This is a genomic window from Pseudomonas pohangensis, assembly GCF_900105995.1.
Classification (GTDB): Bacteria; Pseudomonadota; Gammaproteobacteria; order Pseudomonadales; family Pseudomonadaceae; genus Aquipseudomonas; species Aquipseudomonas pohangensis.
The window spans coordinates 1,000,798-1,027,112 of sequence record NZ_LT629785.1 but is presented as its reverse complement, the minus strand read 5'-3'; the positions used below and the strand labels follow the sequence as shown (position 1 = coordinate 1,027,112).

25 protein-coding genes are annotated in these 26,315 nt (G+C 60.5%); 8 read left to right on the top strand and 17 right to left on the bottom strand.

Annotated features, from left to right (window positions below; translation table 11 throughout):
• Window positions 1-7: 7 nt before the first annotated feature.
• The 10 genes from era to rpoE form a co-directional block, all read right to left on the bottom strand.
• Window positions 8-910, bottom strand: a complete 903-nt coding sequence (era, locus tag BLT89_RS04780) for a GTPase Era (protein ID WP_090193352.1) — start codon at window positions 908-910, stop codon at window positions 8-10.
• Window positions 903-1,607 (bottom strand): ribonuclease III, encoded by a 705-nt coding sequence (rnc, locus tag BLT89_RS04775; RefSeq protein WP_090193351.1) that lies wholly within the window; start codon window positions 1,605-1,607, stop codon window positions 903-905. Before rnc ends, era begins: the two co-directional genes overlap by 8 nt.
• A complete protein-coding gene (locus BLT89_RS04770) occupies window positions 1,604-1,981 on the bottom strand; it encodes a DUF4845 domain-containing protein (protein ID WP_090193350.1) in 378 nt (125 codons plus the stop codon). Before BLT89_RS04770 ends, rnc begins: the two co-directional genes overlap by 4 nt.
• A 90-nt stretch (window positions 1,982-2,071) precedes the next feature.
• Window positions 2,072-2,926: a signal peptidase I gene (lepB, locus tag BLT89_RS04765; protein WP_090193349.1), complete on the bottom strand. Its 855-nt coding sequence runs from the start codon at window positions 2,924-2,926 to the stop codon at window positions 2,072-2,074.
• 5 nt (window positions 2,927-2,931) lie between these two features.
• Window positions 2,932-4,731 (bottom strand): translation elongation factor 4, encoded by a 1,800-nt coding sequence (gene lepA / locus BLT89_RS04760; protein ID WP_090193348.1) that lies wholly within the window; start codon window positions 4,729-4,731, stop codon window positions 2,932-2,934.
• Between the two features lie 149 nt (window positions 4,732-4,880).
• The gene (locus BLT89_RS04755; protein ID WP_090193347.1) at window positions 4,881-6,305 is read right to left on the bottom strand and encodes a DegQ family serine endoprotease; all 1,425 of its coding nucleotides are present in this window, start codon (window positions 6,303-6,305) and stop codon (window positions 4,881-4,883) included.
• Between the two features lie 41 nt (window positions 6,306-6,346).
• Window positions 6,347-6,802, bottom strand: a complete 456-nt coding sequence (locus BLT89_RS04750) for a SoxR reducing system RseC family protein (RefSeq protein ID WP_090193346.1) — start codon at window positions 6,800-6,802, stop codon at window positions 6,347-6,349.
• Window positions 6,799-7,752, bottom strand: coding sequence for a MucB/RseB C-terminal domain-containing protein (locus tag BLT89_RS04745; protein ID WP_090193345.1), 954 nt, complete (start codon window positions 7,750-7,752; stop codon window positions 6,799-6,801). The genes BLT89_RS04750 and BLT89_RS04745 overlap by 4 nt, the downstream gene beginning before the upstream one ends.
• 8 nt (window positions 7,753-7,760) lie before the next feature.
• Window positions 7,761-8,351: a sigma-E factor negative regulatory protein gene (locus tag BLT89_RS04740; RefSeq protein WP_090193344.1), complete on the bottom strand. Its 591-nt coding sequence runs from the start codon at window positions 8,349-8,351 to the stop codon at window positions 7,761-7,763.
• Window positions 8,352-8,381: 30 nt separating this feature from the next.
• Window positions 8,382-8,960, bottom strand: a complete 579-nt coding sequence (rpoE, locus tag BLT89_RS04735) for an RNA polymerase sigma factor RpoE (protein ID WP_090193343.1) — start codon at window positions 8,958-8,960, stop codon at window positions 8,382-8,384.
• A gap of 463 nt (window positions 8,961-9,423) precedes the next feature.
• On the opposite strand from rpoE, the gene nadB reads away from it, so the two are divergent.
• Entirely contained in the window at window positions 9,424-11,037 is a 1,614-nt protein-coding gene (gene nadB / locus BLT89_RS04730) for an L-aspartate oxidase (RefSeq protein ID WP_090193342.1), read from the top strand.
• Here nadB and BLT89_RS04725 read toward each other — a convergent pair.
• Window positions 11,006-11,458 (bottom strand): protein YgfX, encoded by a 453-nt coding sequence (locus tag BLT89_RS04725; RefSeq protein ID WP_090193341.1) that lies wholly within the window; start codon window positions 11,456-11,458, stop codon window positions 11,006-11,008. The two genes, nadB and BLT89_RS04725, sit on opposite strands and share 32 nt — an antisense overlap.
• Window positions 11,442-11,696, bottom strand: a complete 255-nt coding sequence (locus BLT89_RS04720; RefSeq protein WP_090193340.1) for an FAD assembly factor SdhE — start codon at window positions 11,694-11,696, stop codon at window positions 11,442-11,444. The genes BLT89_RS04725 and BLT89_RS04720 overlap by 17 nt, the downstream gene beginning before the upstream one ends.
• Before the next feature lie 119 nt (window positions 11,697-11,815).
• Between BLT89_RS04720 and ygfZ the strand changes: the two genes are divergently transcribed.
• Both ygfZ and BLT89_RS04710 read left to right on the top strand, forming a co-directional pair.
• The gene (gene ygfZ, locus BLT89_RS04715) at window positions 11,816-12,757 is read left to right on the top strand and encodes a CAF17-like 4Fe-4S cluster assembly/insertion protein YgfZ (protein ID WP_090193339.1); all 942 of its coding nucleotides are present in this window, start codon (window positions 11,816-11,818) and stop codon (window positions 12,755-12,757) included.
• 85 nt (window positions 12,758-12,842) lie between these two features.
• The gene (locus tag BLT89_RS04710) at window positions 12,843-13,592 is read left to right on the top strand and encodes a substrate-binding periplasmic protein (protein WP_231975061.1); all 750 of its coding nucleotides are present in this window, start codon (window positions 12,843-12,845) and stop codon (window positions 13,590-13,592) included.
• Between the two features lie 7 nt (window positions 13,593-13,599).
• Here BLT89_RS04710 and ung read toward each other — a convergent pair whose 3' ends face one another.
• The 3 genes from ung to BLT89_RS04695 form a co-directional block, all read right to left on the bottom strand.
• The gene (ung, locus tag BLT89_RS04705; RefSeq protein ID WP_090193338.1) at window positions 13,600-14,292 is read right to left on the bottom strand and encodes a uracil-DNA glycosylase; all 693 of its coding nucleotides are present in this window, start codon (window positions 14,290-14,292) and stop codon (window positions 13,600-13,602) included.
• Between the two features lie 217 nt (window positions 14,293-14,509).
• On the bottom strand, window positions 14,510-15,586 hold the full coding sequence (locus BLT89_RS04700; protein ID WP_090193337.1) for a mechanosensitive ion channel family protein: 1,077 nt from the start codon (window positions 15,584-15,586) through the stop codon (window positions 14,510-14,512).
• 58 nt (window positions 15,587-15,644) lie between these two features.
• Window positions 15,645-16,544, bottom strand: a complete 900-nt coding sequence (locus tag BLT89_RS04695; RefSeq protein WP_090193336.1) for a LysR family transcriptional regulator — start codon at window positions 16,542-16,544, stop codon at window positions 15,645-15,647.
• Window positions 16,545-16,692: 148 nt separating this feature from the next.
• On the opposite strand from BLT89_RS04695, the gene BLT89_RS04690 reads away from it, so the two are divergent.
• The 5 genes from BLT89_RS04690 (at window position 16,693) to mmsB (ending at window position 22,563) form a co-directional block, all read left to right on the top strand.
• On the top strand, window positions 16,693-18,213 hold the full coding sequence (locus BLT89_RS04690; protein WP_090193335.1) for a CoA-acylating methylmalonate-semialdehyde dehydrogenase: 1,521 nt from the start codon (window positions 16,693-16,695) through the stop codon (window positions 18,211-18,213).
• Between the two features lie 101 nt (window positions 18,214-18,314).
• Window positions 18,315-19,478, top strand: coding sequence for an acyl-CoA dehydrogenase family protein (locus tag BLT89_RS04685; RefSeq protein WP_090193334.1), 1,164 nt, complete (start codon window positions 18,315-18,317; stop codon window positions 19,476-19,478).
• 93 nt (window positions 19,479-19,571) lie between these two features.
• Complete coding sequence (locus BLT89_RS04680; RefSeq protein WP_090193333.1) at window positions 19,572-20,390, top strand: enoyl-CoA hydratase; 819 nt, start codon at window positions 19,572-19,574, stop codon at window positions 20,388-20,390.
• Window positions 20,391-20,464: 74 nt separating this feature from the next.
• A complete protein-coding gene (locus tag BLT89_RS04675) occupies window positions 20,465-21,568 on the top strand; it encodes an enoyl-CoA hydratase/isomerase family protein (protein ID WP_090193332.1) in 1,104 nt (367 codons plus the stop codon).
• Between the two features lie 110 nt (window positions 21,569-21,678).
• Window positions 21,679-22,563 carry a 3-hydroxyisobutyrate dehydrogenase gene (mmsB, locus tag BLT89_RS04670; RefSeq protein ID WP_090193331.1) on the top strand — a complete coding sequence of 295 codons (885 nt, stop codon included), beginning with the start codon at window positions 21,679-21,681 and terminating at the stop codon, window positions 22,561-22,563.
• A 125-nt stretch (window positions 22,564-22,688) separates the two neighbouring features.
• Here the strand turns inward: mmsB and BLT89_RS04665 are convergent, their stop codons facing one another.
• Entirely contained in the window at window positions 22,689-24,062 is a 1,374-nt protein-coding gene (locus BLT89_RS04665) for an HlyD family type I secretion periplasmic adaptor subunit (RefSeq protein WP_090193330.1), read from the bottom strand.
• A complete protein-coding gene (locus BLT89_RS04660; protein WP_090193329.1) occupies window positions 24,052-26,208 on the bottom strand; it encodes a type I secretion system permease/ATPase in 2,157 nt (718 codons plus the stop codon). The genes BLT89_RS04665 and BLT89_RS04660 overlap by 11 nt, the downstream gene beginning before the upstream one ends.
• Window positions 26,209-26,315: the final 107 nt, after the last annotated feature.

The following is a 26,315-nucleotide window of genomic DNA, read 5'->3' as shown; positions in this document are numbered from 1 at the left end:
CGAAGGATCAGAGATCGGAATAACCCAGTGAGCGCAGGGCGCGCTCGTCATCCGACCAGCCACCCTTGACCTTGACCCACAGGTTGAGCATGACCTTGTTGTCGAACAGGCTTTCCATGTCCTTGCGCGCTTCCTGGCCAATACGCTTGATGCGCTCGCCCTTGTCGCCAATGATGATCTTCTTCTGCCCTTCACGTTCCACCAGAATCAGTGCATGAATGTGCAGGATGCGCCCATCGAGCTTGAATTCCTCGATTTCCACGGCGATCTGGTACGGCAACTCGGCACCCAGCTGGCGCATGATTTTCTCGCGCACCAGCTCGGCTGCCAGGAAGCGGCTGGAGCGGTCGGTGATCTGGTCTTCCGGGAAAAAATGCTCGCCCTCGGGCAGATTTTCGGCCACCAGCCGTTCCAGGGTGTCGAGATTGTGCCCCTGCAAGGCGGAAACCGGTACCACCTGGGCATTCGGCAACTGGCTCGCCAGCCATTCCAGATGCGGCAGCAGGTCACTCTTGTCCTCGATACGGTCAGCCTTGTTCACTGCCAATATCAGCGGACCTTCAACATACTGCACACGCTCAAGCACCAGCTGGTCCTCGTCGGTCCAGCGCGTGCGATCGACTACGAAGATCACCACATCGACGTCTTTCAAGGCGCTGCTGGCGGTCTTGTTCATGAACCGGTTGAGCGCCTTGTCGTTGTTCTTGTGCAGGCCCGGCGTGTCGACATAAATGGCCTGCACCGCGCCCTCGGTCTTGATGCCGAGCATGTTGTGCCGGGTGGTTTGCGGCTTGCGCGAAGTAATTGCCAGCTTCTGCCCGAGAATATGGTTGAGCAGTGTGGACTTGCCCACATTGGGCCGCCCGACAATAGCCACATAACCGCAGCGGCTTACCGGTGTATCAGTCATGTCCATTCTCCACGCGTCCGTTTTCAACCCCCAGCGCCGTCAGCGCGGCAGCAGCAGCTACTTGTTCGGCAATCCGCCGGCTGGCGCCCTGCCCCTGGGTTGTTTCACTCAGCAAGTCAATCGAGCACTGCACGAAGAAAGTCCGGCAATGCGGTTCTCCCTGAATATCCACCACCTCGTAGTGGGGCAACTCACCGCCGCGCGATTGCAGAAATTCCTGCAGGCGCGTTTTCGGATCCTTGTTGGTGTCAATCAGGGTAAGGTCATTCATTTCATCGGCAAGCCAGGCCAAAACCCGCTCGCGCGCAGCGTCCATGCCGCGGTCCAGATAGATGGCGCCAATCAGCGCCTCAAGGGCATCCGCCAGAATAGATTCGCGGCGAAAGCCGCCACTTTTCAGCTCACCCGAGCCCAGCCGCAAGAAATCGCCCAATTCAAAGCCGCGCGCCAGCACCGCCAGGGTTTCACCCTTGACCAGGCGCGCGCGCAAACGCGACAACTGCCCCTCACGGGCCTGCGGAAAACGCTCGAACAGCGCTTCACCGGCAATGAAGTTGAGAATCGCATCGCCGAGAAATTCGAGACGTTCGTTGTTGCGTCCAGCGAAACTGCGGTGAGTCAATGCCAGCAGCATCAGCTCCTGGTCGCGAAAGCTATAGCCCAGCCTGCGCTCAAGACGACTTAGGCTGGAGCTCACGGCATACGCACGCGGAATTCTTTGTCGAAGCGGGCAACCAGGTCGAGGTTCTGGATCAGTGGCTCGCGCTTTTCGTATTTCAGATGGGCCCGAAACTCATTATTTTCGATTTTGACCTCAAGAGCCTTTTCCAGATCCAGATCGCGAATGGCGTTGATGGTCATTCCCTTTTTAACGTAGGTATAAAAATCGGCAATGGTGCGTACATCTGCCGCCTTATCCGATTCAATTTTCTTGATAATCCCGGACAGAGCATTGTTATCCAGATAGTGCGGCATCATCTTCAGGCCTGCACTCAAAAAGAAAGCCACCAGAGCCAGGACCACCATAATCCCCAGTACCGATGCACCCTTCTGCGATTTTGCAAAGCTCATAGTCGACCTCGATCAGCTTTTTATTGGAATTTTCGGAAAACCGGCAGGCTTAATGTATACCCCCTACACCCGCGCATGGCGGTAATTGTTTCAATGAATCAGCCGATCCCGTGAAAAACTTGGCAAATTTTTCAACTTCGGATCGGGCCAGGTCATCCAGATGGCAAACGCCTTGCCAACGATATTCTGGTCGGGAACCATGCCCAGCAGGTCTTTCGGGATTTTCGGATCGTTCCAGTAACGGCTGTCATTGGAGTTGTCACGGTTGTCGCCCATCATGAAATAGTGCCCCGCAGGAACCACCCATTCCTTTCCCGGCTCCATGCGGTAACGGCCCATTTCCTTGCGAATCATGTGCTCTACCTTGCCCAGCTTCTCGGTAAACAGCTCCGCAGTGCCCAGGCTGGCCGGTTCCTGCCCGAGCAGGGTCTCGGCAACCAGCTTGTCGTTGATATACAGGCGCTTGGTGCTGCTGTAGCGAATACGATCACCCGGCAGACCAATTACCCGTTTGATGTAATTGACCTGTGGATCGCTGGGGTAACGAAACACCATCACGTCACCGCGCTGCGGGTCACCGATCGGGATGATTTTGGTATCCAGCACCGGCAAACGGATGCCATAGGCGAATTTGTTCACCAGGATGAAATCGCCCACCTCGAGGGTCGGTCGCATGGACCCCGAAGGAATCTGGAACGGCTCGACAATGAACGAGCGCAGCACCAGCACGATCGCCAGCACCGGAAAAAAGGATTTGCCGTACTCGATCAGTACCGGCTCCTTGTTCAGCCGATCAACAACGGCCTGATCCGGTTCCGCTACCTGGCTGCCATAGGCCGCAATTGCCGCCTTGCGGCGGGGTGCAAAAAACAGCAGGTCGACCAGCGCCAGCAGCCCGCTGACCGCTACGGCGATTACCAGCAACAACGGAAAATTCAGCGACATGGGATTCAACCTTCCAACTTGAGAACAGCCAGAAACGCTTCCTGTGGAATTTCCACATTACCGACCTGCTTCATGCGTTTCTTACCCGCTTTCTGTTTTTCCAGCAGCTTGCGTTTGCGACTGACGTCACCACCGTAGCACTTGGCCAGAACGTTCTTGCGCAGCGCCTTGACCGTGGTGCGGGCAACAATCTGCCCGCCGATTGCCGCCTGGATCGCCACATCGAACATCTGCCGGGGAATCAGTTCCTTCATCTTCTCGGTCAGGGCGCGGCCTTTGTAGTTGGCGTTGTCACGATGCACGATCAGCGCCAGTGCATCGACCTTCTCGCCATTGATCAGCACATCCAGCTTGACCAGATTGGCCGACTGGTAGCGGTCAAAGTGGTAGTCGAGCGAAGCGTAGCCGCGGCTGGTGGACTTCAACCGGTCGAAGAAGTCCAGCACCACCTCGTTCATCGGCAGGTCATAGGTCACCTGCACCTGGGTGCCGAGGAACAGCATATCGTGCTGAACGCCGCGCTTTTCGATGCACAGGGTAATCACGTTACCCAGGTGCTCCTGCGGAACCAGGATGGTTGCGCGGACAATCGGCTCGCGCATGTCCTCGATGCTCGACAGGTCCGGCAGCTTGGACGGGTTGTCGACGTAGATGGTCTCGCCGTTCTTCAGCAGCAACTCGAAAATCACCGTGGGTGCGGTGGTGATCAGATCCAGATCGTACTCACGCTCCAGACGCTCCTGGATAATCTCCATGTGCAGCATGCCGAGGAAGCCGCAGCGGAAGCCGAAGCCCAGCGCATCCGAGCTTTCCGGGGTGTATTGCAGGGATGAGTCATTCAGCGTGAGCTTTTGCAGCGCCTCGCGAAAATCCTCGAAATCATCCGAACTGACCGGAAACAGGCCGGCATAGACCTGCGGCTGAATCCGCTTGAAGCCCGGCAACACCGGCACATCCGGGGTCGAACTGAGGGTCAGGGTGTCCCCCACCGGCGCACCGTGAATATCCTTGATACCGGCGATGATGAAACCCACCTCACCGGCCTTCAGGTCCGCCGTTGCCGAATGTTTGGGGTTGAACACACCGACGCTGTCGACCAGATGGATCTTGCCGGTGGACTTCACCAGCACCTTGTCACCCTTCTTGATCCGCCCGTGGCGCACCCGCACCAGCGAGACCACGCCCAGATAGTTGTCAAACCAGGAGTCGATGATCAGCGCCTGCAGCGGGTCTTCGATATTGCCGGTCGGTGCCGGAATGGTTTTCACCAGACGCTCCAGCACCTCGTCGACACCCAGTCCGGTCTTGGCGCTACAGGTCACGGCGTCCGTGGCATCGATACCGATGATTTTCTCGATTTCTTCCTTGACCCGGTCCGGATCGGCCTGCGGCAGGTCAATCTTGTTCAATACCGGCATGACCTCGAGGCCCTGCTCGATGGCGGTGTAGCAGTTGGCCACCGACTGTGCCTCGACGCCCTGACCCGCGTCCACCACCAGCAAGGCCCCCTCGCAAGCCGCCAGCGAGCGGCTGACTTCATAGGTGAAGTCCACGTGGCCCGGGGTGTCGATAAAGTTCAGCTGATAGGTCTGACCATCCCGCGCCTTGTAGTACAAGGTCACACTGTGGGCCTTGATGGTTATTCCGCGCTCACGCTCAAGATCCATGGAATCAAGAACCTGTGCCTCCATTTCGCGCTCGGCAAGACCGCCACAGATCTGGATAAAGCGGTCGGCAAGGGTGGATTTGCCGTGATCGATGTGGGCGATGATGGAAAAATTACGGATATGACTCAGGTCACTCACGGATCAGCACTCGAAATAGCTGCGGGCAGGCTGCCCAATGCAAATAGCCGGCGAGTTTACCTGAATGCCGGGGCCAGCGTCACGCCCGCTGGACGCCGCCCCTGCACAGCAAAAGCCGCCGAAGCGGCCCTTGCCTGCACCTCGCCTGATCAGCCAGGCAACTTGAAGGTAATGAAGCTGGCACGACCCTGCCGCAGTACGCGCATCGAAACCGAGCGGTTTGCAGGCAACTGCTTCACCACCGTCTGAAACTGCGCAACCGAGGTGATGGGCTGATTATTCAGGTGGGTGATCACGTCACCGGGGCGCAAACCGATCATTGCCGCCGGGCCTTCGGCAACCGACTTGACCATGACCCCGGCCTGGATATCCAGCTCATTTTTCTGCTCCGCACTTAACGCATCCACACTGACACCCAGCCGGTTATCGTTGTGTTGCGGCGCGGCCGCATTGGCTGCCAGTGGCTCATCCCCATCTGCCGGCAAAGCGCCGACGGCCAGTGAGAGTGACTTGCTGTTGCCATTGCGCAGAACCTGCAGCTGCACTTTTTCGCCCGGCTTCAGGGCACCGATCAGATGCGGCAAATCGGATGCCATGATCACCGGCTGGTCATTGACCTGCAGAATCACATCTCCTACCTGCACACCGCCTTTGGCGGCCGGTCCGTCTTCAAGCACCTGGGCAATCAGGGCACCAGCCGGCTTGTCGAGGCCGAATGACTCGGCCAGATCCTTGTTGACCTCCTGGATCATCACACCCAACCAGCCACGATTGACCTTGCCACCGGCTTTCAGCTGATCGGCAACGGCCATTGCCACATCGATCGGAATCGCGAAGGAGACGCCCATGTAACCGCCCGAGCGGGTGAAAATCTGCGAATTGATGCCGATCACCTCACCGTCCAGATTGAACAGGGGCCCACCGGAATTGCCCGGATTGATCGCCACATCGGTCTGGATGAACGGTACATAGTTTTCGTTGGGCAGGCTGCGGCCCTTGGCGCTGATGATGCCGGATGTCGCCGAGTGGTCGAAACCGAATGGCGAGCCGATTGCCAGCACCCACTCACCCACCTTGATGTCATCCGAGTTGCCCAGCTTTACCGTTGGCAAGCCTTTGGCTTCCACCTTGAGCAACGCCACGTCGGTACGCGGATCGGCCCCGATCAGCTTGGCTTCCAGCTCACTGCGATCAGCCAGGCGCACCATGATCTCGTCGGCATCAGCCACCACATGGTTATTGGTCAGCACATAGCCATCCGCAGAAATGATGAAGCCGGAGCCCAGCGACTGGGCTTCAGGCTGCTGTCTCTGGTCCTGACGAGGCTGCATCTGCGGCATGCGCTCGAAAAACTCGCGGAACATCGGCGGCAAACCTTCAAGATCGGGCATCTGCTGCAACCCTGCGCCAGCATTTCGAGGCGCAGCTTTCTGGGTAGTACTGATATTCACCACCGCAGGCGAGGCCATTTCGACCAGTTTGGTAAATTCAGGCAACTCCGCATGAGCCGCGACCGGCTGCAGCAACAGCATCAGCAAGGCACTCAACGACAAAGCAGACTTCAACTTGAGCATCGCAAAACGACCCCTATGGCTATTTCAGAATTGAACAGAAATCACTGCTGACCAGTCGCTCCGGCCAACATGGCACGCAACACCACGGGCTGGCGCGCCGGATCATTTTCGCTGCGCCGGCAATGCCAGCGCACCGCCAGCCAGGAAGCAAACAGACTAACCATGGCACTGAGGATGACCAGGCCTTCAGACAGCGCCAGGCTGCTGGCCAGCAACGCCCCCGCCAACAGACCAAGCAATGGCAGCAAATAGACCAGTACCGCCGAACGCAGCAGCAAGTCTTCGCGGATACCGATGACCACCACATCGTTCAACGCCAGGTGCAGATCCGACAGCACACGGACAAAACCGCGCTGACGCCCTACCCCGATCTTGTCCATCAGCCCCTGGCCACAGCCTGCATTGGCCGAACAACTCGAACAGGTGGTCTTGCGCAGGGTTTCAACCCAGACCGCACCCTCTTCGATGGCGACCACCCGGCCGGTTTCTTCGATCATGGCTGCGTACCTGCCAAATCCTTGCTGGTGACCGACAAGACCACCTGTTCGGCGGTCGTAAGGGGAATCTCGCCGACCACCGTCACCATAAACTGGCCTTTGCCGTTGCTGAGCGGCCTGGACACGACCACGGTAGGGCCCATCTGGGCATGGGCGTTGCCGGCCATGACCCCGTTCAGAGGCTCAAGAAAAATGGAAAAACGGGCCAACCCGTCATCAAAAACCAGGCTCTGCACCGAAGCGTTAGTCTCCGGATCATGCTGCTGCCGGGTAGCGCTCAGGACAAATCCGGCAGGCATCCAGCCAACCTGCCATGCCGATTTTCTTTCCGCCGATTGGGGGGCACCGATGGGCGCAACACAGTCAGTGACGGGCTGCAGATCCTGCTGGCCGTGTTCGAGCTTCGGCGCCAGGCTGGTGAATTGCATTCGTTCGAGCAGCTGGCCCTGGCCATTGAGCAACAAGGACTTGAGCAGCAGACCGGTTTCACTGTCCAGGTGCAACTCCCTGGCGTAGCGATAGTTATCCCTGGGCAGCAACAGCACTACCACCGCCGCGCGCCCCGCAACCCGGGAACTGCCCAGCAGCTTCAGCTCATAGGTTTTTTCCAGTCTGGCCACATCAAACCTGCTGCCATCCAGCTGTTGCACCTCAGCAAGGTTTTCAAACTGATTTCTGGTGGCACAACGCACACGCCCGTTGGACAGCAGGACTTCCTGCTCCTGACCGTCCAGTTGCAGCAAGCGCTCGGTAATCGAGGCCGGTGGCAGTGCCTGATGCCAGATATGGTGGGTGGAAAAGATGCCGCTGCGTTCGTAAATGTAGGTTCCGCTGAAACTCTGGCTGGCCCCCGCCCCGGTCATGCGCACCAGCCAGTCACGGGCATCAGCTGCTTGCAACGAAGGACTCAGAAAACTGCCCAGCAACAGGGCCAGAAAAGGTAAACGCATGAACGCCCTCAGCGACCTTCAAAACTGGCGGAGCGCGCAAAGGGTAGCGCCGCATCCGGTGCAGCAAAGGATGCCTGCTGCGCATGCTGGCGCAAATAGCCCGGCACATGCTGCTTGTACCACTCGCTCCCGGCCAGTTCCGGCTGGCTGGCTTGCACCGGGCGTGACTCGGCCATCGGGTTGTAACTGGCCAGCACCACGGGCGACTGGGCCATTGGCGTTACCTGCATGGTCGGGCTGTCCTGCTGCGCCAGTTGCACGCCATCGAGCTGGTTCTGGTTGTACAGCCGCACACCACCAAGAACGGCAACTGTCACTGATGCCGCAACGGCAAACCGGCCAAGACCCTGCCAGACAGGGCGCGCGGATTTGACGGCATGCACCGGCTCATCATCCAGCGCAGCGGAAACCGCTGATGCCAGATCCAGACGGGGCTCGATCAATTCCTTGTGCATGGCTGCACGGGCCACCTGATAGCGCGACCAGGTAGCGCGCAACTGCGCATCTCCATTGGCCGCCAGAATGCGGTGCAACTCAAGTTCGGTGGTCTCGTCATCCAGCAGCGCGGAAAGCGACTCGTGCAGGGCTTCTCGACTCATGAAATTCCTCTCTTGGCTTGCGCCTTGTTATCAGCTGTCCTGCAGCAATGGCTGCAAGGCTTTATCAACGGCTTCTCGGGCCCGGAAAATACGCGACCTGACCGTACCTACCGGACACTGCATGACTTCTGCAATGTCCTCGTAACTCAATCCGTCAAATTCGCGCAGGGTCAATGCCATACGCAAATCTTCCGGTAACTGCTGGATGCTCTGGTTGACCGTCGTTTCAATCTCGTCTCGCAATAACAGTCGCTCCGGAGAATCAATATCCTTGAGGGCATGCTCTCCCTCATAAAACTCGACGTCTTCAACACTGCCATCCACTTCCCGCGGTTTCCTGCTGCGGGACGCCAACTGGTTCTTTGCCGTGTTGATGGCAATACGGTAAAGCCAGGTATAAAAAGCACTTTCACCGCGAAAGTTCGGTAACGCCCGGTAGGCCTTGATAAAAGCCTCCTGGGCGACATCCTGAGCCTCGTGATGATCACGCACGAAACGCGTCACCAGCGAAAGGATCTTGTGCTGGTACTTCACCACCAGCAGATCAAAAGCCCGTTTGTCACCACGCTGTACCCGCTCAACCAGTTGCTGGTCTTCCTCAAGACTCATGCCTTACCCTCGACCAGCGGCAAACAAGGCACGGAACCCAGCAACCATTGCGTTCGGCAGACACGACAACGATGTAAAAGCGCTTGTTCAACAACCTCCCAGCGGCAAATCCGTATTAATCCGCCTTGCGACACTACCAGCCCCTTACTCGGAAATTTCTTCAAGCCAACGCCAGGCAGTGATCGCAGCAACGACAACCATGCAACGTGCATATCTACCTCTTATTGAACCAATGGCGCTGGAAAAGTTCCCTGCGCAGGTGATGCCATGCCAATAATATTCAGTGCCGGACGATACTCCGGCACATCCGGGGCCCGAAGGCGACCCCTGTAAAACCGGCAATGCCGGTGGCCGCCAGCTACGGCTTTGCTCCGGAAGCCTTCACGCCACCCGCACGAACCGTTATTGTGCCGGGCATCTCCCCTCATATACTACTAGGCCGCAAGGCACACGAAACCCGCTCATGAGCCAACACTTGCAACATGATGTTCTGGTAATCGGTAGCGGCGCAGCCGGTCTGACCCTTGCCCTGAACCTGCCGGACAGCCTGAAAATCGCCGTACTCAGCAAAGGCAGCCTGTCCAACGGCTCGACCTACTGGGCACAGGGCGGTGTCGCCGCCGTGCTGGACGAAGCCGACACCATCGACCTGCATGTGGATGACACACTGAATGCCGGGGCCGGGCTGTGCCATGCGGACATCGTGCGCTTTACCGTCGAGCACAGCCGTGAAGCCATTGCCTGGCTGATCGAACAAGGCGTGCCGTTCACCCGCGAAGACCCCGATGCGCGTGAAACCGGCTGTGAATTTCACCTGACCCGTGAAGGCGGCCACAGCCACCGGCGCATCATTCACGCGGCCGATGCAACCGGCGCAGCAATATTTACCACACTTCTGGAAAAGGCCCGCCTGCGCCCGAATATAGAACTGCTGGAGCAGCGCGTCGCGGTGGACCTGATCACTGAACGCAAACTCGGCCTGCCTGGCAACCGCTGCCTGGGCGCCTATGTATTGAATCGCAACAGTGGCGAAGTCGATACCTGCAGCGCACGCTTTGTGGTGCTGGCAACCGGTGGCGCAGCCAAGGTCTACCTGTATACCAGCAATCCGGACGGCGCCTGCGGTGATGGCATTGCCATGGCCTGGCGTGCCGGCTGCCGGGTCGGCAATCTGGAATTCAACCAGTTTCACCCGACCTGCCTGTACCACCCCAAGGCCAAGAGCTTTCTGGTCACCGAGGCCCTGCGCGGTGAAGGCGCCCTGCTCAAGCTGCCGGATGGCACACGCTTCATGCCGCGCTTCGATGAGCGGGCCGAACTGGCACCGCGCGACATCGTCGCCCGGGCGATCGACCATGAAATGAAGCGTCTGGGTATCGACTGCGTCTACCTGGACATCAGCCACCGCGAGGCTGATTTCATCAAGTCACACTTCCCCACGGTCTACGAGCGCTGCCTGGAATTCGGTATCGACATCACCCGCGAACCGATCCCGGTGGTACCGGCGGCCCACTACACCTGCGGCGGGGTAGTCATCGATCAGGCCGGACATACCGACCTGCCGGGCCTGTATGCCATCGGTGAAACCAGTTTCAGCGGCCTGCACGGCGCCAACCGCATGGCCAGCAATTCCCTGCTGGAATGTTTTGTGTTTGCCCGCGCTGCTGCCGAAGACATCAGCGGCCGGCTTGAACAGGTCAGCATGCCCGGCAACCTGCCGTGCTGGGACGCCAGCCAGGTCACCGACTCCGACGAGGACGTGATCATTGCGCACAACTGGGACGAACTGCGGCGATTCATGTGGGACTACGTGGGTATCGTGCGCACCACCAAACGCTTGCAACGTGCCCAGCATCGCGTGCTGCTGCTGCTCAGCGAAATCGACGAGTTCTACAGCAACTACCGCGTCAGTCGCGACCTGATCGAACTGCGCAACCTGGCTCAGGTAGCCGAACTGATGATCAACTCGGCCATGCAGCGCCTGGAAAGCCGGGGCCTGCACTACACGCTGGATTATCCCGATCTGCTGCCCGAAGCCCGTGACACTATTCTGCAGCCGCCCACCTTCGCCGACTGAACTTCAGCCGTACGCGCAAGCGCCGGTGGGTTGCGGCATCCAGCGCATCGGGCAGGATGCACAGGCCACGCACCCGCCGCTCACCAGCCAGACGAAAGCGCAAGATCACTGCCAGCGGCAGGGCCAGACTATCGGGACGCAACTGCACCGGCAGCCACTCGCCGCTGCGGGTACGCAGATGCCAACCTGCCCCGTCATGGCGCAAGCCGCTGAATGAGGCGGGTCTGCCGAGCAGTATCTGGCCCGGCAACACCCGGCACGCGTGGGCAAGGCACAGCAGGGTTGCAACCAGCGCGGCCCAGAACGGGATGGCGGTAAGCCACAAGGCGCTGATTGCCAGCGTCAGCGTGAACAGGTAGAGCGCCAGCAGGCAACGCGAAGGTTGCCAGTGGCACTCGAAGAACTCACTTGGGTTGGACACGGTCCAGAATCATCCGCACGATCCGGCGCAGATCCGGATCATCCGGCTCGCTGCGCTGCATGAACCAGCCGAACATGTCCTGGTCCTCGCACTCGAGCAACTTGCGATAGCGCTGCTGGTCGGCCTCCTCCAGGTCAGAAAATGCCTCCCTGACAAAAGGCACCAGCAGCACATCCAGTTCCAGCATGCCCCGTCGGCTATGCCAGAACAGACGGTTGAGTTCAGTTGCATCGGTCATTGTCTTGCTCCAGAAGAACGCCCGGCATTATAGCCGTCAGCTTGTGCCTGCTGCACCCGCTGACAAGCTGGCGGACGAGGCCTATCATGACCACCCGTTTTACACGCAGCGACCTTCCCATGGCCAACCCCGGTTTTTTCTGCAAACTTACTCACGAAAGCCTGCTCGCCGTTCGCGGCGTGGACGCCAACAAGTTCCTGCAAGGCCAGCTGACCTGCAATCTGAACTATCTGGACGAGAACACCTGCAGTCTCGGCGCCCGCTGCACGCCCAAGGGCCGCATGCTTTCTAGTTTCCGCATCGTGCCTCAGGCTGATGGCTATCTGCTGGCCATGGCCAGCGAACTGCTGGAGCCGCAACTGGCCGAACTGCAGAAATTCGCGGTGTTCTCCAAGGTCAAACTCGGCGATGAAACAGCCTCCTGGACACGTTTCGGCCTGATCAATGCCGATGCACTGCTGAGTGAACTGGGCATCCAGCTGCCGGCCACGGCCAACAGCCTGGCCACCCAGCCCGGGCTAGTGGCCATACGTTTGCCGGATGGCCGCGCCGAACTCTGGGTAGCCGCCGGGCAGGCCGCCACCACGCAGACCCTGCTGGACGATCGGCTGAGCGAAGCGCCGCTGAACGACTGGCTGCTGGCTCAGGTGCGTGCCGGCATCGGCCAGGTGTTTGGGGCAACCCGTGAACTGTTCATTCCGCAGATGATCAACCTGCAGGCGCTCGGCGGTGTGAGTTTCAAGAAAGGCTGCTACACCGGCCAGGAAATAGTCGCGCGCATGCAGTACCTGGGCAAACTCAAGCGCCGCCTGTACCGGCTGAGCCTGTCCGGCGCGCAAATACCGGACATCGGCAGTGAAATCTTCTCGCCGGTGCATTCCTCCGCAGTCGGCGAAGTTGTCCTGGCGGCCAGTGCCGGGGACTGCGTAGAAATACTTGCCGTTCTGCAGCAAGACGCCGTGACGGACGGGCGCCTGAGTCTACAATCAGTCGAAGGGCCGGGCATGCATCTGCTGGATCTGCCCTACTCGCTGGATTCCGAGCGCGAAATCCAGCGCTGACCTGGCACCGGGCAATAGGGAATGCTCACGCTATGTGCAATCACCAAGGGGTAATGCTGCGGACACGTCCGTTTCGGGCCTGCCGTTGAACTACAGGTATCTGCTTTCGGGCCTGCTGCTCAGTCTGCTCGGCAGCCTCTGTCATGCCCAGAGCATTTGCATTACCAATGGCGAGTGGCCGCCCTACATGGGCAAGGATTTACCGGACTACGGCCCGGTTTCCGCCATCATCGAGCAAGCCTTTGCCCTGGAAGGGATCGAAGTGCACTGGCAGTTCTATCCCTGGGCGCGCGCCATGCTGGTGGCAGAGAACGGCCAATGTGACGGAACCGCCGTCTGGTCCAGCAGCAAACAGCGCCGGGCGGCGTTCTATTTCAGCCAGCCAATCCTCAATAACCAGACGCATTTTCTCTATCGCAAAAGCCAGCCCTTCGACTGGAAAAGCATCGAGGACCTGCACGGCCTGGTCATCGGCGGCACTATCGGTTACGACTATGGCATCGCGATGCAGACAGCCGAGCGCAATGGCCAGATCACGCTCACGCGCCTGCCCAGCGAAAAACTGGGCATCCGCATGCTGCTGGCCGGCAGACTGGATATTTTCCCGATCGACAAAGTTGCCGCGCAGGCCATGCTGCGCCAGGACTTCAACGCGGAACAACGGGCCAGCTTGGCCTTCCATCCATTGACCATCCGCACCGACCCCTTGTATCTACTACTCAGCCGCAAGGTTCCCGGCAACCAGAAGCTGCTCAAGCGTTTCAATCACGGTTTGCAGCGGCTCAAGGACAGCGGGGCTTACGACAGCTACATGCGCCGTATAGACACCGAATAAAGCCTGCTTACAGGGGCGGCAAGCGCCAGTCGATAGCGGCCTGTCCGTGCTGCTGCAGGAACTTGTTGGTCCGGCTGAAGTGTCCGTTGCCGAGGAAACCGCGATAGGCCGACAGCGGTGACGGATGCACCGACTTCAGGATCAGGTGCTTGCTGGCATCGATCAGCCGCGCCTTGCTCTGGGCATGGGCGCCCCAGAGCAGAAACACCAGGTGCTCGCAGTGCTGGTTGACCACCTCGATCACCTTGTCGGTAAACGTTTGCCAGCCTTTGTCCTTGTGCGCGCCGGCATTGCCCTGCTCGACCGTCAGCGAAGTATTCAGCAGCAGCACGCCCTGCTCCGCCCAGGACTGCAGACAGCCATGCCCGGGTATATCGATATTCAGGTCGCGCTTGAGCTCCTTGAAGATATTCAGCAGTGACGGCGGCACCGGCACCCCCGGCTGCACCGAGAAACACAGGCCATGGGCCTGGCCGGGGCCGTGGTAGGGATCCTGACCGATGATCACCACCTTCACCCGGTCCAGCGGCGTCGAGTTCAATGCATTGAAGATCAGCGGCCCCGGCGGATAAAGCACCTTTCCGGCGGCCTTCTCGCTGCGCAGGAAATCACCCAGCTGGCGCATATAGGGCTGCCCGAACTCGCCCTGCAGTGCCTGCTTCCAGCCGGCTTCGAGTTTGATGCGGTCATCGCTGGTCATCGGCAAACCTGCCCGAACAAAGAAGGCGGCACGCTAAGCAAGCAGGCCGGGCAAGTCAAGGACAGCCCCGGCAAGGCACGGCAATCACAGCACTGGATAAACGGTGTAGCGCTGCAGCAGTGGATCGAAAGCCGCCCGTGAGCGCTCATGCCGCGGGAAAAGCCATTGCCTTCACAGCAACCTATCCAGCAAATCGCAGGTTCAGGCTGCGCGAAGCTCAATACAAACCGGCCGATTGCTCCTCTTCATCGGGCCGGGCCTGCTCCAGCGCCTGCAACTGCGCCTGCGCTTCCTCGATGCCAGCCTTGATCTGCGCCCGTGCATCGGCAGCCGCCGCTTTCAGGTTTGCCTGCATTTCCTCGATGGAAGCACGCAGGGCCTTGCGCTCGGCAGATAACTTTTCCGCCTGCTCGGCCTTGTCGAACAGCAACTCCTCCGGAGCCTCGGTCGTTTCGGCCGCAGTCTTGTCGGCAGTAGCGGCACAGACAGGCGGCGGAATCACCCGCGCGGTTGCTTCCAGCGGACGCTGCACCATATAGGTTGGCGAGAGAATTTCGATGTCCTGTCCATGCAGCGCATCCAGCACCTGGCGACACAGATCGGAACGCGCCGTAAGCAGGTGCTTGGGGTCCTCGAGAAAACCGGCGATGCGATAGGTCACGGCGAAATTGCCGATTTCCAGCACATGCACGAAGGCATCCTGCAAGCCACTGGCACTGGCTGCCTGCAGCAGCAAAGGCTCGATCTGCGCATGGTGCACATCAAAACCCAGCGACAGTTCGGTGGATACGATGGTGCCGGAACTGCGAATGGTGGTTACCGGATTACTGATCAGATAGGTATTGGGCAGCGCCACCAGCTCACGGTTCTCGGTCTGGATTTCGGTATCAAACAGACCGCGCTCGGAGACCCGGCCGAAATGCTCGCCCACCCGGATAAAGTCACCCAGGCGAAATGGTTTGGTCATGCGCAACAGCAAACCCGACATCAGGTTGCCCAGCACATTGGTCGAGGAAAATGCCAGCAGGCCGGAAATCAGCAGCCCGAGCAGGCCTATCACCTGCCCCCGTGTGCCCTGATCGATCGGCATCACCAGTAATATCAGCAACAAGCCGGCCAGGGTGGCACCGAGCAGTATCAGTTGCCGCGGAAAGCGCTTTTCATTGCCCATGTCCGGGTGGCGTGCCAGCAGCAACCAGTGGCTCAACCCGAGCAGCAGAAAAACCCCCAGGCACACCCCGAGAAACGGCAGCATATCCAGAACAAAGGGTTGCAGCTTGCCCATATCCAGCATATTTCGGCACTCTCGGTAATCAAGCGGTGAATGTTTCAGACGATAGCGGATAACCCCATTATCCGCTGATGTGCCCCATCAGGGCATCCTGATTCGCCTGAGCCTTTTCGCGCAGGAAATTCCAGGTGGTTTTCATCCGCGCGATGTCCTTGAGTTCGATCGGCATCAGCATCCAGAAAGTGCGGGTAAAGCACACCTCGTCACCCAGCACCCGTTGCAGGCGCGGATCGGCATCGGCGGCAAAGGATGGCAGCATGGCAATCCCCGCCCCCGCCGCAGTAGCCTGTTGCTGGGCAAGAATACTGGTGCTGCGCAAGGCCACGTGGCCGGGTTTGCCGATCTCGTCGAGAAACAGCAACTCCTTGCTGAACAGCAGGTCGTCGATATAGCTGACAAAACCATGCTCGCGCAGATCCTCGCGCCCGCCAATCGGCGGGTGCTGCTGCAGATACTCCAGCGACGCGTACAGCCGCAGCACGTAGTCGGTCAGTTTGCTGATGATGAACGGGCCACGCTCCGGCCGCTCCAGGGTGATCACGATATCCGCCTCGCGGCGTGACAGCTGCAGCATGCGCGGCGCGGCCAGCAAATCGATCCCCAGATTGGGGTAACGCCGGGTCAGCTCGGCCAGTTGCGGGGCCAGCATCAGCGTGCCATAGCCTTCCGGCACACCGATACGCACCTGACCGGACAGGTGGTCTTTTTGTCCCTGGCGCGCCTTTTCAATGGCCGCAAAGGCGCTTTCCATGGCTTCTGCCTGCGGCACCAGGTTGCGCCCGGCCTCGGTCAGGCTGTAACCGGCAGCGGCGCGCAGGAACAACTGGGTATCCATGCTTTTTTCCAGCGCCTGCACCCGCCGCGCTACCGTGGTGTGATCCACGCCCAGCCGGCGAGCAGCTACAGTCAACTTCCCGGCGCGTGAAAGTTCGAGGAAAAAACGCAGATTGTCCCATTCCATGATCAGCCCCTCTGTGCAAAAACGCAGAATAACCCTGCAAATACTCCCATTGCTATATGCAAAAACGCACTGTTACCATCCAGGCACAGGCCTTACCAGCCACGCTGGAAATTCTTATCAACTTTCGTCCCCAAGACTGGTGTGAAAAATGACTACCCAAGCAAACACGCAAGGTGCCGTACCTACGGTAAAACTGCTGATCGGCGGTGAATTCGTCGAGTCAAAAACCACCCAATGGCGCGACATCGTCAACCCGGCGACCCAGGAAGTACTGGCCCGTGTGCCTTTCGCCACCGCCGAAGAAATGGACGCAGCCGTTGCCAGCGCCAAGCAAGCCTTCAAGACCTGGAAGAAAACCCCGATCGGCGCCCGCGCACGGATCTTCCTCAAGTACCAGCAACTGATTCGCGAGAACATGAAAGAGCTGGCCGCCATTCTCACCGCCGAACAGGGCAAGACCCTGCCGGATGCCGAGGGCGATGTATTCCGCGGTCTGGAAGTGGTCGAACATGCGGCCAATATCGGCACCCTGCAAATGGGCGAGATGGCCAACAACGTGGCTAACGGTGTCGATACCTACACCCTGATGCAGCCGATCGGCGTGTGTGCCGGGATTACCCCGTTCAACTTCCCGGCGATGATTCCGCTGTGGATGTTCCCGATGGCTATCGCCTGCGGCAACACCTTCGTGCTCAAGCCGTCCGAGCAGGACCCGATGGTCACCATGCGTCTGGTCGAACTGGCCATCGAAGCCGGGATTCCGGCCGGCGTGCTCAACGTCATTCACGGCGGTGTCGACGCGGTCAACCTGATCTGCGATCACCCCGATATCAAGGCGGTGTCTTTTGTCGGTTCGACCAAGGTCGGCACCCACGTCTACAACCGCGCCACGCAGAACGGCAAGCGTGCGCAGTGCATGATGGGGGCGAAAAACCACGCCATCGTCATGCCCGACGCACCGCGCGAGCAAACCCTGAACAACCTGCTCGGTGCCTCCTTCGGCGCGGCTGGCCAGCGCTGCATGGCTCTGCCGGTGGTGATCATGGTCGGTGAAGCACGCGAGTGGCTGCCGGAGCTGATCGAGAAAGCCAAAACCCTGAAGATCAACGCCGGTGTCGAGTCCGGCACCGACATCGGTCCGGTGGTCTCCTGCTCGGCGCTGGAGCGCATCAACGGCCTGATCGGCAAAGGCGTGGCCGAAGGTGCCAGCCTCGATCTGGACGGGCGCAACCCGCAGGTTGCCGGCTACAACAAAGGCAACTTCGTCGGCCCTACCGTGTTCTCCGGGGTGACTGCCGAAATGACCATCTACAAGGAAGAAATCTTCGGCCCGGTGCTGTGCGTGATGGAGGCCAAGGACCTCGACGCCGCCATCGACATCGTCAACGCCAATCCGAACGGCAACGGCACCGCCATCTTCACCCGCTCCGGCGCGGCGGCGCGGCACTTCCAGGAAGAGATCGATGTCGGTCAGGTCGGTATCAACGTGCCGATTCCGGTACCGGTGCCGCTGTTCTCCTTCAGCGGTTCGCGCGGCTCCAAGCTCGGCGATCTGGGCCCTTACGGCAAGCAGGTGATCCTGTTCTATACCCAGGCCAAGACCATCACCCAGCGCTGGCTGGACGAAAGCGAAGTGGGCCACGTCAACACCACCATCAGCCTGAAGTAATTCAGCGGCAAAACCGTAGGGTGGGCTTCAGCCCACCGCTGCAAAGCACAATCGTTCTGGTGGGCTGAAGCCCACCCTACGTGAAGCATTCAAGGAACCCTATGGACTTTGAACTCGACGAAGAACAACGCCTGCTGGTCGACAGCGCCCGCGCCTTTGCCGCCGCCGAACTGGCACCACACGCAGCCGACTGGGATCGTGATCATCACTTCCCGGTCGACGTGATCAGGCGCGCCGCCGAACAGGGCTTTCTCGGCCTGTACATCAGTGAAGACGACGGTGGTCTGGGCCTGTCGCGCCTGACCAGCTCGCTGATTTTCGAACAACTGGCTGCCGGTTGCGTGGCCACCACTGCGTTCATGACCATCCACAACATGGCCGCCAACATGCTCGCCTGCTTTGGCGACCAGGCGCTGAAAGACCAATGGCTGCCAGGCCTGATCGGCGGTGAGTTTCTCGCCTCCTACTGCCTCACCGAACCGGATGCCGGCTCCGATGCCGGCCGTCTGCGCACCCGCGCCCGCCGCGATGGCGACGACTATGTGCTGGATGGCAGCAAGTGCTTTATCTCCGGCGCCGGCAGTACCGACGTACTGATCGTCATGGCCCGCACCGGTGAAGACGGACCCAAGGGGATTTCCTGCTTCCTGGTGCCCGGCGACACCCCCGGGGTGAAATACGGCCGCAACGAACTGAAGATGGGCTGGTGTGCACAACCTACACGCACCATCACCTTTGAAGGCGCCCGCATCCCGGCCAGCAACCGCATCGGGCCGGAGGGCCAGGGCTTCGTCTACGCCATGAAGGGCCTGGACGGTGGCCGGCTGAATATCGCCAGCTGCTCGCTCGGTGCTGCCCAGGCCGCACTGGAGCAGAGCCTGCGCTATGTCGAGGAGCGCAAGCAATTCGGCAAGGCCCTGGCCGAGTTCCAGGCCCTGCAGTTCAAGCTGGCCGACATGTTCACTGACCTCACCGCCAGCCGCCAGATGGTACGCCTGGCCGCACACAAACTGGACCACCAGCACGCCGAGGCCACTCTCTATTGCGCCATGGCCAAACGCTTTGCCACCGACCACTGCTTCGACCTGTGCAACCAGGCCTTGCAACTGCATGGCGGCTACGGTTATTTAAACGACTACCCGCTGGAGCGCTGGGTACGCGACAGCCGCGTGCACCAGATACTTGAAGGCACCAACGAAATCATGCGGGTAATTACCGCACGCCGCCTGCTCGAACAGGGCGGCATGCTGGATAACCTGCTGTAACCGAACCCGTAGGGTGGGCTTCAGCCCACCGACACGCATCACAGCCTTGGTGGGCTCAAGCCCACCCTACGACTGAGAAGGAATGAAATTCTTATGAACACCGCCATGGAAGTCTACAAACCCGGCAGTTTCGACCTGACCCACAAGCTGACCGTGGAAAAGCACGGCCACACGGCCCTGGTGACCATCAATAACCCGCCAGCCAACACCTGGGATCGCGAATCGCTGATCGGCCTCAAGCAATTGGTCGAACACCTCAACCGCGACGACGACATCTACGCGCTGGTGATCACTGGCCAGGGGCAGAAGTTCTTCAGCGCCGGCGCCGACCTCAACCTGTTTGCCGATGGCGACAAGGCCCGTGCCCAGGAAATGGCGCGACGCTTTGGTGAAGCCTTCGAGGCCCTGCGCGATTTCCGCGGCGTATCGATTGCCGCGATCAACGGCTACGCCATGGGTGGCGGACTGGAGTGCGCACTGGCCTGTGATATCCGCATCGCCGAGCGCCAGGCGCAGATGGCCCTGCCGGAAGCCGCAGTGGGCCTGCTGCCCTGCGCCGGTGGCACACAGAACCTGTCCTGGCTGGTCGGTGAAGGCTGGGCCAAGCGCATGATTCTCTGCGGCGACCGGGTGGATAGCGAAACCGCCCTGCGCATCGGGCTGGTCGAGCAGGTGGTGGATAGCGGCGAAGCCCGCGGCACCGCCCTGTTGCTGGCGGCCAAGGTGGCGCGGCAGAGCCCGGTGTCGGTACGCACCATCAAGCCGCTGATCCAGGGCGCCCGTGAACGCAGCCCGAACAGCTGGCTGCCGGAGGAGCGCGAGCGCTTCGTGCAACTGTTCGACGCCCAGGACACCCGCGAGGGAGTCAATGCCTTCCTCGAAAAACGCGACCCGCAGTGGCATAACAAGTAACCCCGGGGTGGGCTTCAGCCCACCACGATCTTTCTGCCGGTGAGCTCAAGCCCACCCTACGTTTGAGAGCATCAATGAACGTGATTTTCGAAGAGCTGCAAGGGCAACACGGGGCACGCATCGGCATTGCCACACTGGATGCGGCCAAGAGCCTGAATGCCCTGACTCTGGGCATGATTCATGCGCTCGACGCACAACTGCAGGCCTGGGCGACTGACCCGCAAATCGTCTGCGTGCTGCTGCGCGGCAACGGGCCGAAAGCCTTCTGCGCCGGAGGCGACGTGATCCAGCTGGTCGAAGCCTGCCGTGCCCACCCGGGCGAGGTACCACCGCTGGCGGCACGCTTCTTCGCCGACGAATACCGCCTCGACCACCGCATCCACACCTACCCGAAACCTCTGCTCTGCTGGGGCCACGGCTACGTGATGGGCGGCGGCATGGGCCTGATGCAGGGCGCCGGCGTGCGCATCGTCACCCCGTCGAGCAAGTTGTCGATGCCGGAAATCAGCATCGGCCTGTTCCCCGATGTCGGTGGCAGCTGGTTCCTCTCGCGCCTGCCGGGCAAACTGGGCCTGTTCCTCGGCCTCAGCGCTGCCCAGGTCAATGCCCGCGATGCGCTGGACCTGGGTATGGCCGATCGCTGTCTGGGCGAAGACCAGCAGGAAAACCTCATCGATGGCCTGCTGCAACTGAACTGGCAGAGTCAGGCCGCCGCGCAACTGAACAGCCTGCTGCGCGCGCTGGAACACGAAGCACGCGAGCTGTTACCCGCAGCGCAGTTGCTGCCCCGCCGGGAACGTATCGATGCGCTGCTCGATGTCACCGATGCCGCCGGCGCCTGGGCCGCCCTGAGCAGCCTGCAGGACGACAGCGATGCACTGTTTGCCCGCGCCGCCAAGACACTGGGCAAAGGCTGCCCGCTCTCGGCACAGCTGGCCTGGGAGCAGATCGCCCGCGCCCGTTACCTGTCGCTGGCCGAGGTATTCCGCATGGAATACGCCATGAGCCTGAACTGCTGCCGTAATCCGGAGTTTCCCGAAGGCGTGCGTGCCCTGCTGATCGACAAGGACAACAGCCCGCACTGGCACTGGCCAGCCATTGCGAATATTCCCCAGGCGGTGATTGACGCGCATTTCAACCCAAGCTGGGAAGGTGCGCATCCGCTGGCCGATTTGTGAGCAATAGCTGATCAAACTCTCGTAGGGTGGGCTTGAGCCCACCAAAATGCGCCGTCGTGGTGGGCTGAAGCCCACCCTACGTGCTCCCCGTAACACCAAGGAGAACCACAATGAGCAAGATCGCGTTTATCGGCCTCGGCCACATGGGCCTGCCAATGGCCTGCAATCTGGTCAAGGCCGGCCATGAGGTTAGCGGCTTTGATCTGGTGCCGAGCGCGCTCGAGCAACTGGTCGCGGCCGGCGGCAAGGCCAGCAACAGCGCCCGGGATGCCATCGAAGGCGTGCAGATTGTGGTGTCCATGTTGCCCGCCAGCCGCCACGTCGAAGGCCTGTATCTGGGCGACGACGGCCTGCTGTCCTATATCCAGGCCGGCAGTCTGGTACTCGAGTGCTCGACCATCGCCCCCGACGCCGCCCGCAAGGTGCACGCCGCAGCAGCGCAAATGGGTATCGAGATGCTCGACGCCCCCGTCTCCGGCGGCACCGCCGGTGCCGCTGCCGGCACCCTGACGTTCATGACCGGTGGCGCGGCAGCGACGCTGGAAAAGGCCCGCGAAATCCTCGCCGCGATGGGCAAGAACATCTTCCACGCCGGCCCGGCCGGTGCCGGACAGGTAGCCAAGGTGTGCAACAACCAGCTACTCGCGGTGCACATGCTCGGCACTGCCGAAGCCATGGCGCTCGGCGTGGCCAATGGTCTGGATCCGTCGGCCCTGGCCGAGATCATGCGCCAGAGCTCCGGCGGCAACTGGTCGCTGGAGAAATACAATCCGTGGCCCGGCGTCATGGAAAATGCCCCGGCGTCCCATGATTACAGCGGCGGTTTTGCTACCGAGCTGATGACCAAGGATCTGGGCCTGGCCCAGGAAGCCGCGCAGTCCACCGGCAGCAGCACGCCAATGGGTTCGCTGGCACTGCAGCTGTACCGCCTGATGATCAAACAGGGCAAAGGCAAGCTGGACTTCTCGGCGGTGCAGAAGCTGTTTGTCGAGTAACAGCAGCGTCCAGCTCGAGTACGCGCAGGGTGGGCGTAGGGTGGGCTTCAGCCCACCAAAATAATGCTCCCGAGCGCGGTGGGCTGAAGCCCACCCTACGTTTCCCGGCGTAATCCGGCCTAACCTCAACGCTCGCGCAGTGCCTCGGCCCGGGCGCGCAGGATCGGCTTGAGCAGGTAGCTGAGCACGCTCTTCTTGCCGGTGATGATGTCTACCGAAGCAACCATGCCCGGAATGATCAGCAAGGGGTGATCGGCCGGACCCAGGTAGCTTTTGTCGGTGCGCAACTTGATCAGGTAAAAGCTGTTGCCCTTGTCGTCGGTGATGGTGTCGGCGCCGATCTGCTCCAGCTTGGCCGGCAAACCGCCATAGATGGTGAAATCGTAAGCGGTGAACTTGACCATCGCCTCCTGCCCCGGATGCAGGAACGCAATGTCCTGGGGACGAATGCGCGCCTCGACCAGCAGGGTGTCATCCAGCGGCACGATCTCCACCAGATCACTGCCCGGCTGGACAATCCCGCCAATAGTATTGACCAGCAACTGCTTGACGATACCGCGCACCGGCGAAGTGACCAGAGTGCGCTGCACCCGGTCTTTCAGTGCCTTGCCAGTGGCGGTGAGCTTGTTCAGTTCGGTTTGCGCTTCATTCCGTTGCGCCAATGCCTCGCTGCGGAAGCGTCCACGGGTCTCGTCGATCTTGCGCTCGACTTCGGTGATCGCCGATTCGGCGCGCGGGATTGCCAGACTGGTGGAGTCCAGCATGCCGCGGCTTTCCACTTCGGCGCGCTTGAGCCGCAGGATTTCCACCTGCGAAATCGCGCCGGTGGCCACCAGCGGTTCGGACATGCCGATTTCCTTGCGCAGCAACACCAGGCTGGAACGGTACTGCTCCTGCTTGGAACGCAACTCGCGCAATTCCTGGCGGCGCTGGATCAGCTGTTCTTTCAGGCCAGCCACTTCATCCTCGAGCTGCTGATACCGGCTCTCGAACAAGGCCTGCTCATTGCTCACCAGCTCCGGCGAAACCTCCTTGATGGCATCCGAATATTCCAGCGGCCGGCCAGCACTTTCGGCGGTCAGACGCTGTACGCGCAGCATCAGGCCCAGGCGATCGGCTTCGGTTTCACCGACATTCGAGGAAAAGCGCGTGTCATCCAGGCGAATCAGCGGATCACCGACATTCACCACCTGCCCCTCATGCACGAACAGCTCCTCGACAATCCCGCCCTCAAGGTTCTGCACTTTCTGCAACTTGGAGGAAGGGATAGCCTTGCCCTCGCCACGGGTGACTTCGTCAACCTGGGCGTAGTGCGCCCACAGCACCGCGAACAGGAAGAAGCCGACCAGCGACCAGATGGTCAGGCGCACCACTTTCGGCGCGTCTTCAAACAGTGCCTTGCGCACTTCCGGCAATGGCTCATCGGAATGACTGCCGGTGCCGTTGAAGTACGCCCTGACAGCCGTCAGCCAGCCTCTCGGCCCCTGCTTAAGCAACACTGATCTGCCCCTTTTTCAAAGCTTCCATGACACTGTTCTTGGACCCGTCGGCAATGATGCGTCCCTTGTCGATGATCACCACCCGATCGACCAGCGCCAGCATGGACATTCTGTGGGTGACCAGCACCAGGGTCTTGTTGGCAATCAGTGGCAGCAGGCGCTGCTTGAGCCGCTCTTCACCGGTGTTGTCCATCGCGCTGGTCGGCTCGTCGAGCAGCAGTATCGGCGGGTCGAGCAACAGCGCCCGGGCCAGCGCAACGTTCTGGCGCTGGCCACCGGAGAGCTGCTGGCCACGCTCGCCGACCTGCATCTCGTAACCCTCGGGATGCACCCGCGCAAACTCATGTACACCCGCCAGCTCGGCGGCCTGCAGCATCAGGCTGTCCTCCACATAGCGCGCCCCGGAAACCAGGTTGTCGCGCAGGGTGCCGCTGAATAGCTGGATATCCTGGGCGACATAGCCGATGTTGTGGCGCAGGTCGCTGACATCCAGCTGACTGACGTCCACTCCGTCAACCAGCAAACTGCCCGAGTCGGGCTGGTAAAGCCCGACCAGCAGCTTGGCCAGCGAGCTCTTGCCCGAGCCGCTGCGGCCAATGATGCCAACCTTCTCGCCCGGCCGGATCAGCAGGTTGACGCCCTGCAAAGCGGCATTTTTCTGTTCGGGATAATTGAAGCTCAGCTCGCGGCATTCGATCGCGCCCTGCAAACGGGCGCGGGTGAGCGGGCGCTCCCCGGCACTGCGTTCCTGCGGCAGATCCATCATCTGGTTGACCGAGACCATGCTCACCCGCGCATGCTGATAGCGGGCAAGCAGCCCCGACAACTGCCCCAGAGGTGTCAGGGCGCGGCCGTTGAGCATGTAGCAGGCAATCAGGCCGCCCATGCTGAGCAGGCCGTCACTGATCAGGTAGACACCGCCAACGATCATCACCACGCCAGCCAGTTGCTGGACGAACTGGGTCAGGTTCAACGCCAGACTGGAGAGCATGCGCACACGCAACTCCAGGCGGCTGAGCGTACCGATGGTCTGCTCCCAGCTGTACTGACGATCGCTTTCCGCATTATTCACTTTTACCGCATCCAGCGCGGCCAGGGTCTCGATCATCCCCGACTGGCGCTCGGCAGCGAGCGCCATGGTGCGCTCCATGGTTTCCGCCAGCGGCTTCTGCAGCAGCCAGCCGCAAAACAGCGCCAACGGGAAGGCCAGAATCGGTATCCACACCAGCGGACCACCCAGCACACCGATCACCAGCAGGATCAGCAAGGTGAACGGCAAATCAATCAATGTGGTCAGGGTCAGCGAGGAGAGGAAATCCCGCAGGGTCTGAAACTCATGGATGTTCTGCGCGAAACTGCCGACCCGCTTGGGCCGGAAGCGCATCGACATGCCGGCAATCCGCTCGAACAGCGTCGCCGAAATCATCAGGTCGGTTTTCTTGCCGGCCAGATCCAGACACAAGCCACGCATGCTCTTGAGCAGCAGATCAAACAGGTAGGCCCCGGAAATCCCGATCGCCAGCATCCACAGGGTGGCAAATGCCTGATTGGGTACCACCCGGTCGTACACATTCATTACGAACAGCGGAGCAAACAGGCCGATCAGGTTGACCAGAAAGGTCGCGGCTATCGCATCGACATACAACCAGCGCGAGCGCTTGAGCGTGTCACGAAACCAGGACTGGGTGCGCGGCACCAGTTCGCCGGAGTTGAGATCGTATTTATGCCGTGGCTGGGCAAAAAACACTTCGCCGGCATAGTCTTCCGCCAGCGTCGAGCGCTCAACCTCGACCGTGCCGCCATCGCTCTCACTGAGCAGCAGCCGCGCCCGGCCGTCTTCAAGCCAGCCCTGCAATATGGCGCAGCGCCCGCCCCCGAGCAGCAGCAGTGCCGGCAAGGCTATGGCCGGAATCTGCTCCAGCCGGCGGCGCAGCAAGCGCCCCTGCAAGCCAGCACGGGCGGCCGCCCGCGGCAACAGTTCTGCCGTCAGACGCTGGGCCGGCAACGGCAACCCACTGGTCAACATGGCTCGACTGGCCGACTTCTGGTGCAACTCACAGAGCGTCAACAGACTGTCCAGCAACGGGTCATCGTACTGACCGCGCGGGTCCTGGCTAGAAGGAACAGAACTGGCTTGTGCTTCCACGCTGGATCACTCGTAAATGATGAGACCCGGATAAGGGCATACAAAGGCGCTAACTTAACTCAATCGCACCGGCAATAACGCCGAATCAGCTATTTCCCGACAACTTG

Bases quoted from the DNA above. Each gene is read 5' to 3' on its own strand.
- era (WP_090193352.1), bottom strand. From the start codon at position 910: ATGACTGATACACCGGTAAGCCGCTGCGGTTATGTGGCTATTGTCGGG.
- BLT89_RS04770 (WP_090193350.1), bottom strand. From the start codon at position 1,981: ATGAGCTTTGCAAAATCGCAGAAGGGTGCATCGGTACTGGGGATTATG.
- lepB (WP_090193349.1), bottom strand. From the start codon at position 2,926: ATGTCGCTGAATTTTCCGTTGTTGCTGGTAATCGCCGTAGCGGTCAGC.
- BLT89_RS04755 (WP_090193347.1), bottom strand. From the start codon at position 6,305: ATGCTCAAGTTGAAGTCTGCTTTGTCGTTGAGTGCCTTGCTGATGCTG.
- BLT89_RS04750 (WP_090193346.1), bottom strand. From the start codon at position 6,802: ATGATCGAAGAAACCGGCCGGGTGGTCGCCATCGAAGAGGGTGCGGTC.
- BLT89_RS04745 (WP_090193345.1), bottom strand. From the start codon at position 7,752: ATGCGTTTACCTTTTCTGGCCCTGTTGCTGGGCAGTTTTCTGAGTCCT.
- BLT89_RS04740 (WP_090193344.1), bottom strand. From the start codon at position 8,351: ATGAGTCGAGAAGCCCTGCACGAGTCGCTTTCCGCGCTGCTGGATGAC.
- rpoE (WP_090193343.1), bottom strand. From the start codon at position 8,960: ATGAGTCTTGAGGAAGACCAGCAACTGGTTGAGCGGGTACAGCGTGGT.
- nadB (WP_090193342.1), top strand. From the start codon at position 9,424: ATGAGCCAACACTTGCAACATGATGTTCTGGTAATCGGTAGCGGCGCA.
- BLT89_RS04720 (WP_090193340.1), bottom strand. From the start codon at position 11,696: ATGACCGATGCAACTGAACTCAACCGTCTGTTCTGGCATAGCCGACGG.
- ygfZ (WP_090193339.1), top strand. From the start codon at position 11,816: ATGGCCAACCCCGGTTTTTTCTGCAAACTTACTCACGAAAGCCTGCTC.
- ung (WP_090193338.1), bottom strand. From the start codon at position 14,292: ATGACCAGCGATGACCGCATCAAACTCGAAGCCGGCTGGAAGCAGGCA.
- BLT89_RS04700 (WP_090193337.1), bottom strand. From the start codon at position 15,586: ATGCTGGATATGGGCAAGCTGCAACCCTTTGTTCTGGATATGCTGCCG.
- BLT89_RS04695 (WP_090193336.1), bottom strand. From the start codon at position 16,544: ATGGAATGGGACAATCTGCGTTTTTTCCTCGAACTTTCACGCGCCGGG.
- BLT89_RS04690 (WP_090193335.1), top strand. From the start codon at position 16,693: ATGACTACCCAAGCAAACACGCAAGGTGCCGTACCTACGGTAAAACTG.
- BLT89_RS04685 (WP_090193334.1), top strand. From the start codon at position 18,315: ATGGACTTTGAACTCGACGAAGAACAACGCCTGCTGGTCGACAGCGCC.
- BLT89_RS04680 (WP_090193333.1), top strand. From the start codon at position 19,572: ATGAACACCGCCATGGAAGTCTACAAACCCGGCAGTTTCGACCTGACC.
- BLT89_RS04675 (WP_090193332.1), top strand. From the start codon at position 20,465: ATGAACGTGATTTTCGAAGAGCTGCAAGGGCAACACGGGGCACGCATC.
- mmsB (WP_090193331.1), top strand. From the start codon at position 21,679: ATGAGCAAGATCGCGTTTATCGGCCTCGGCCACATGGGCCTGCCAATG.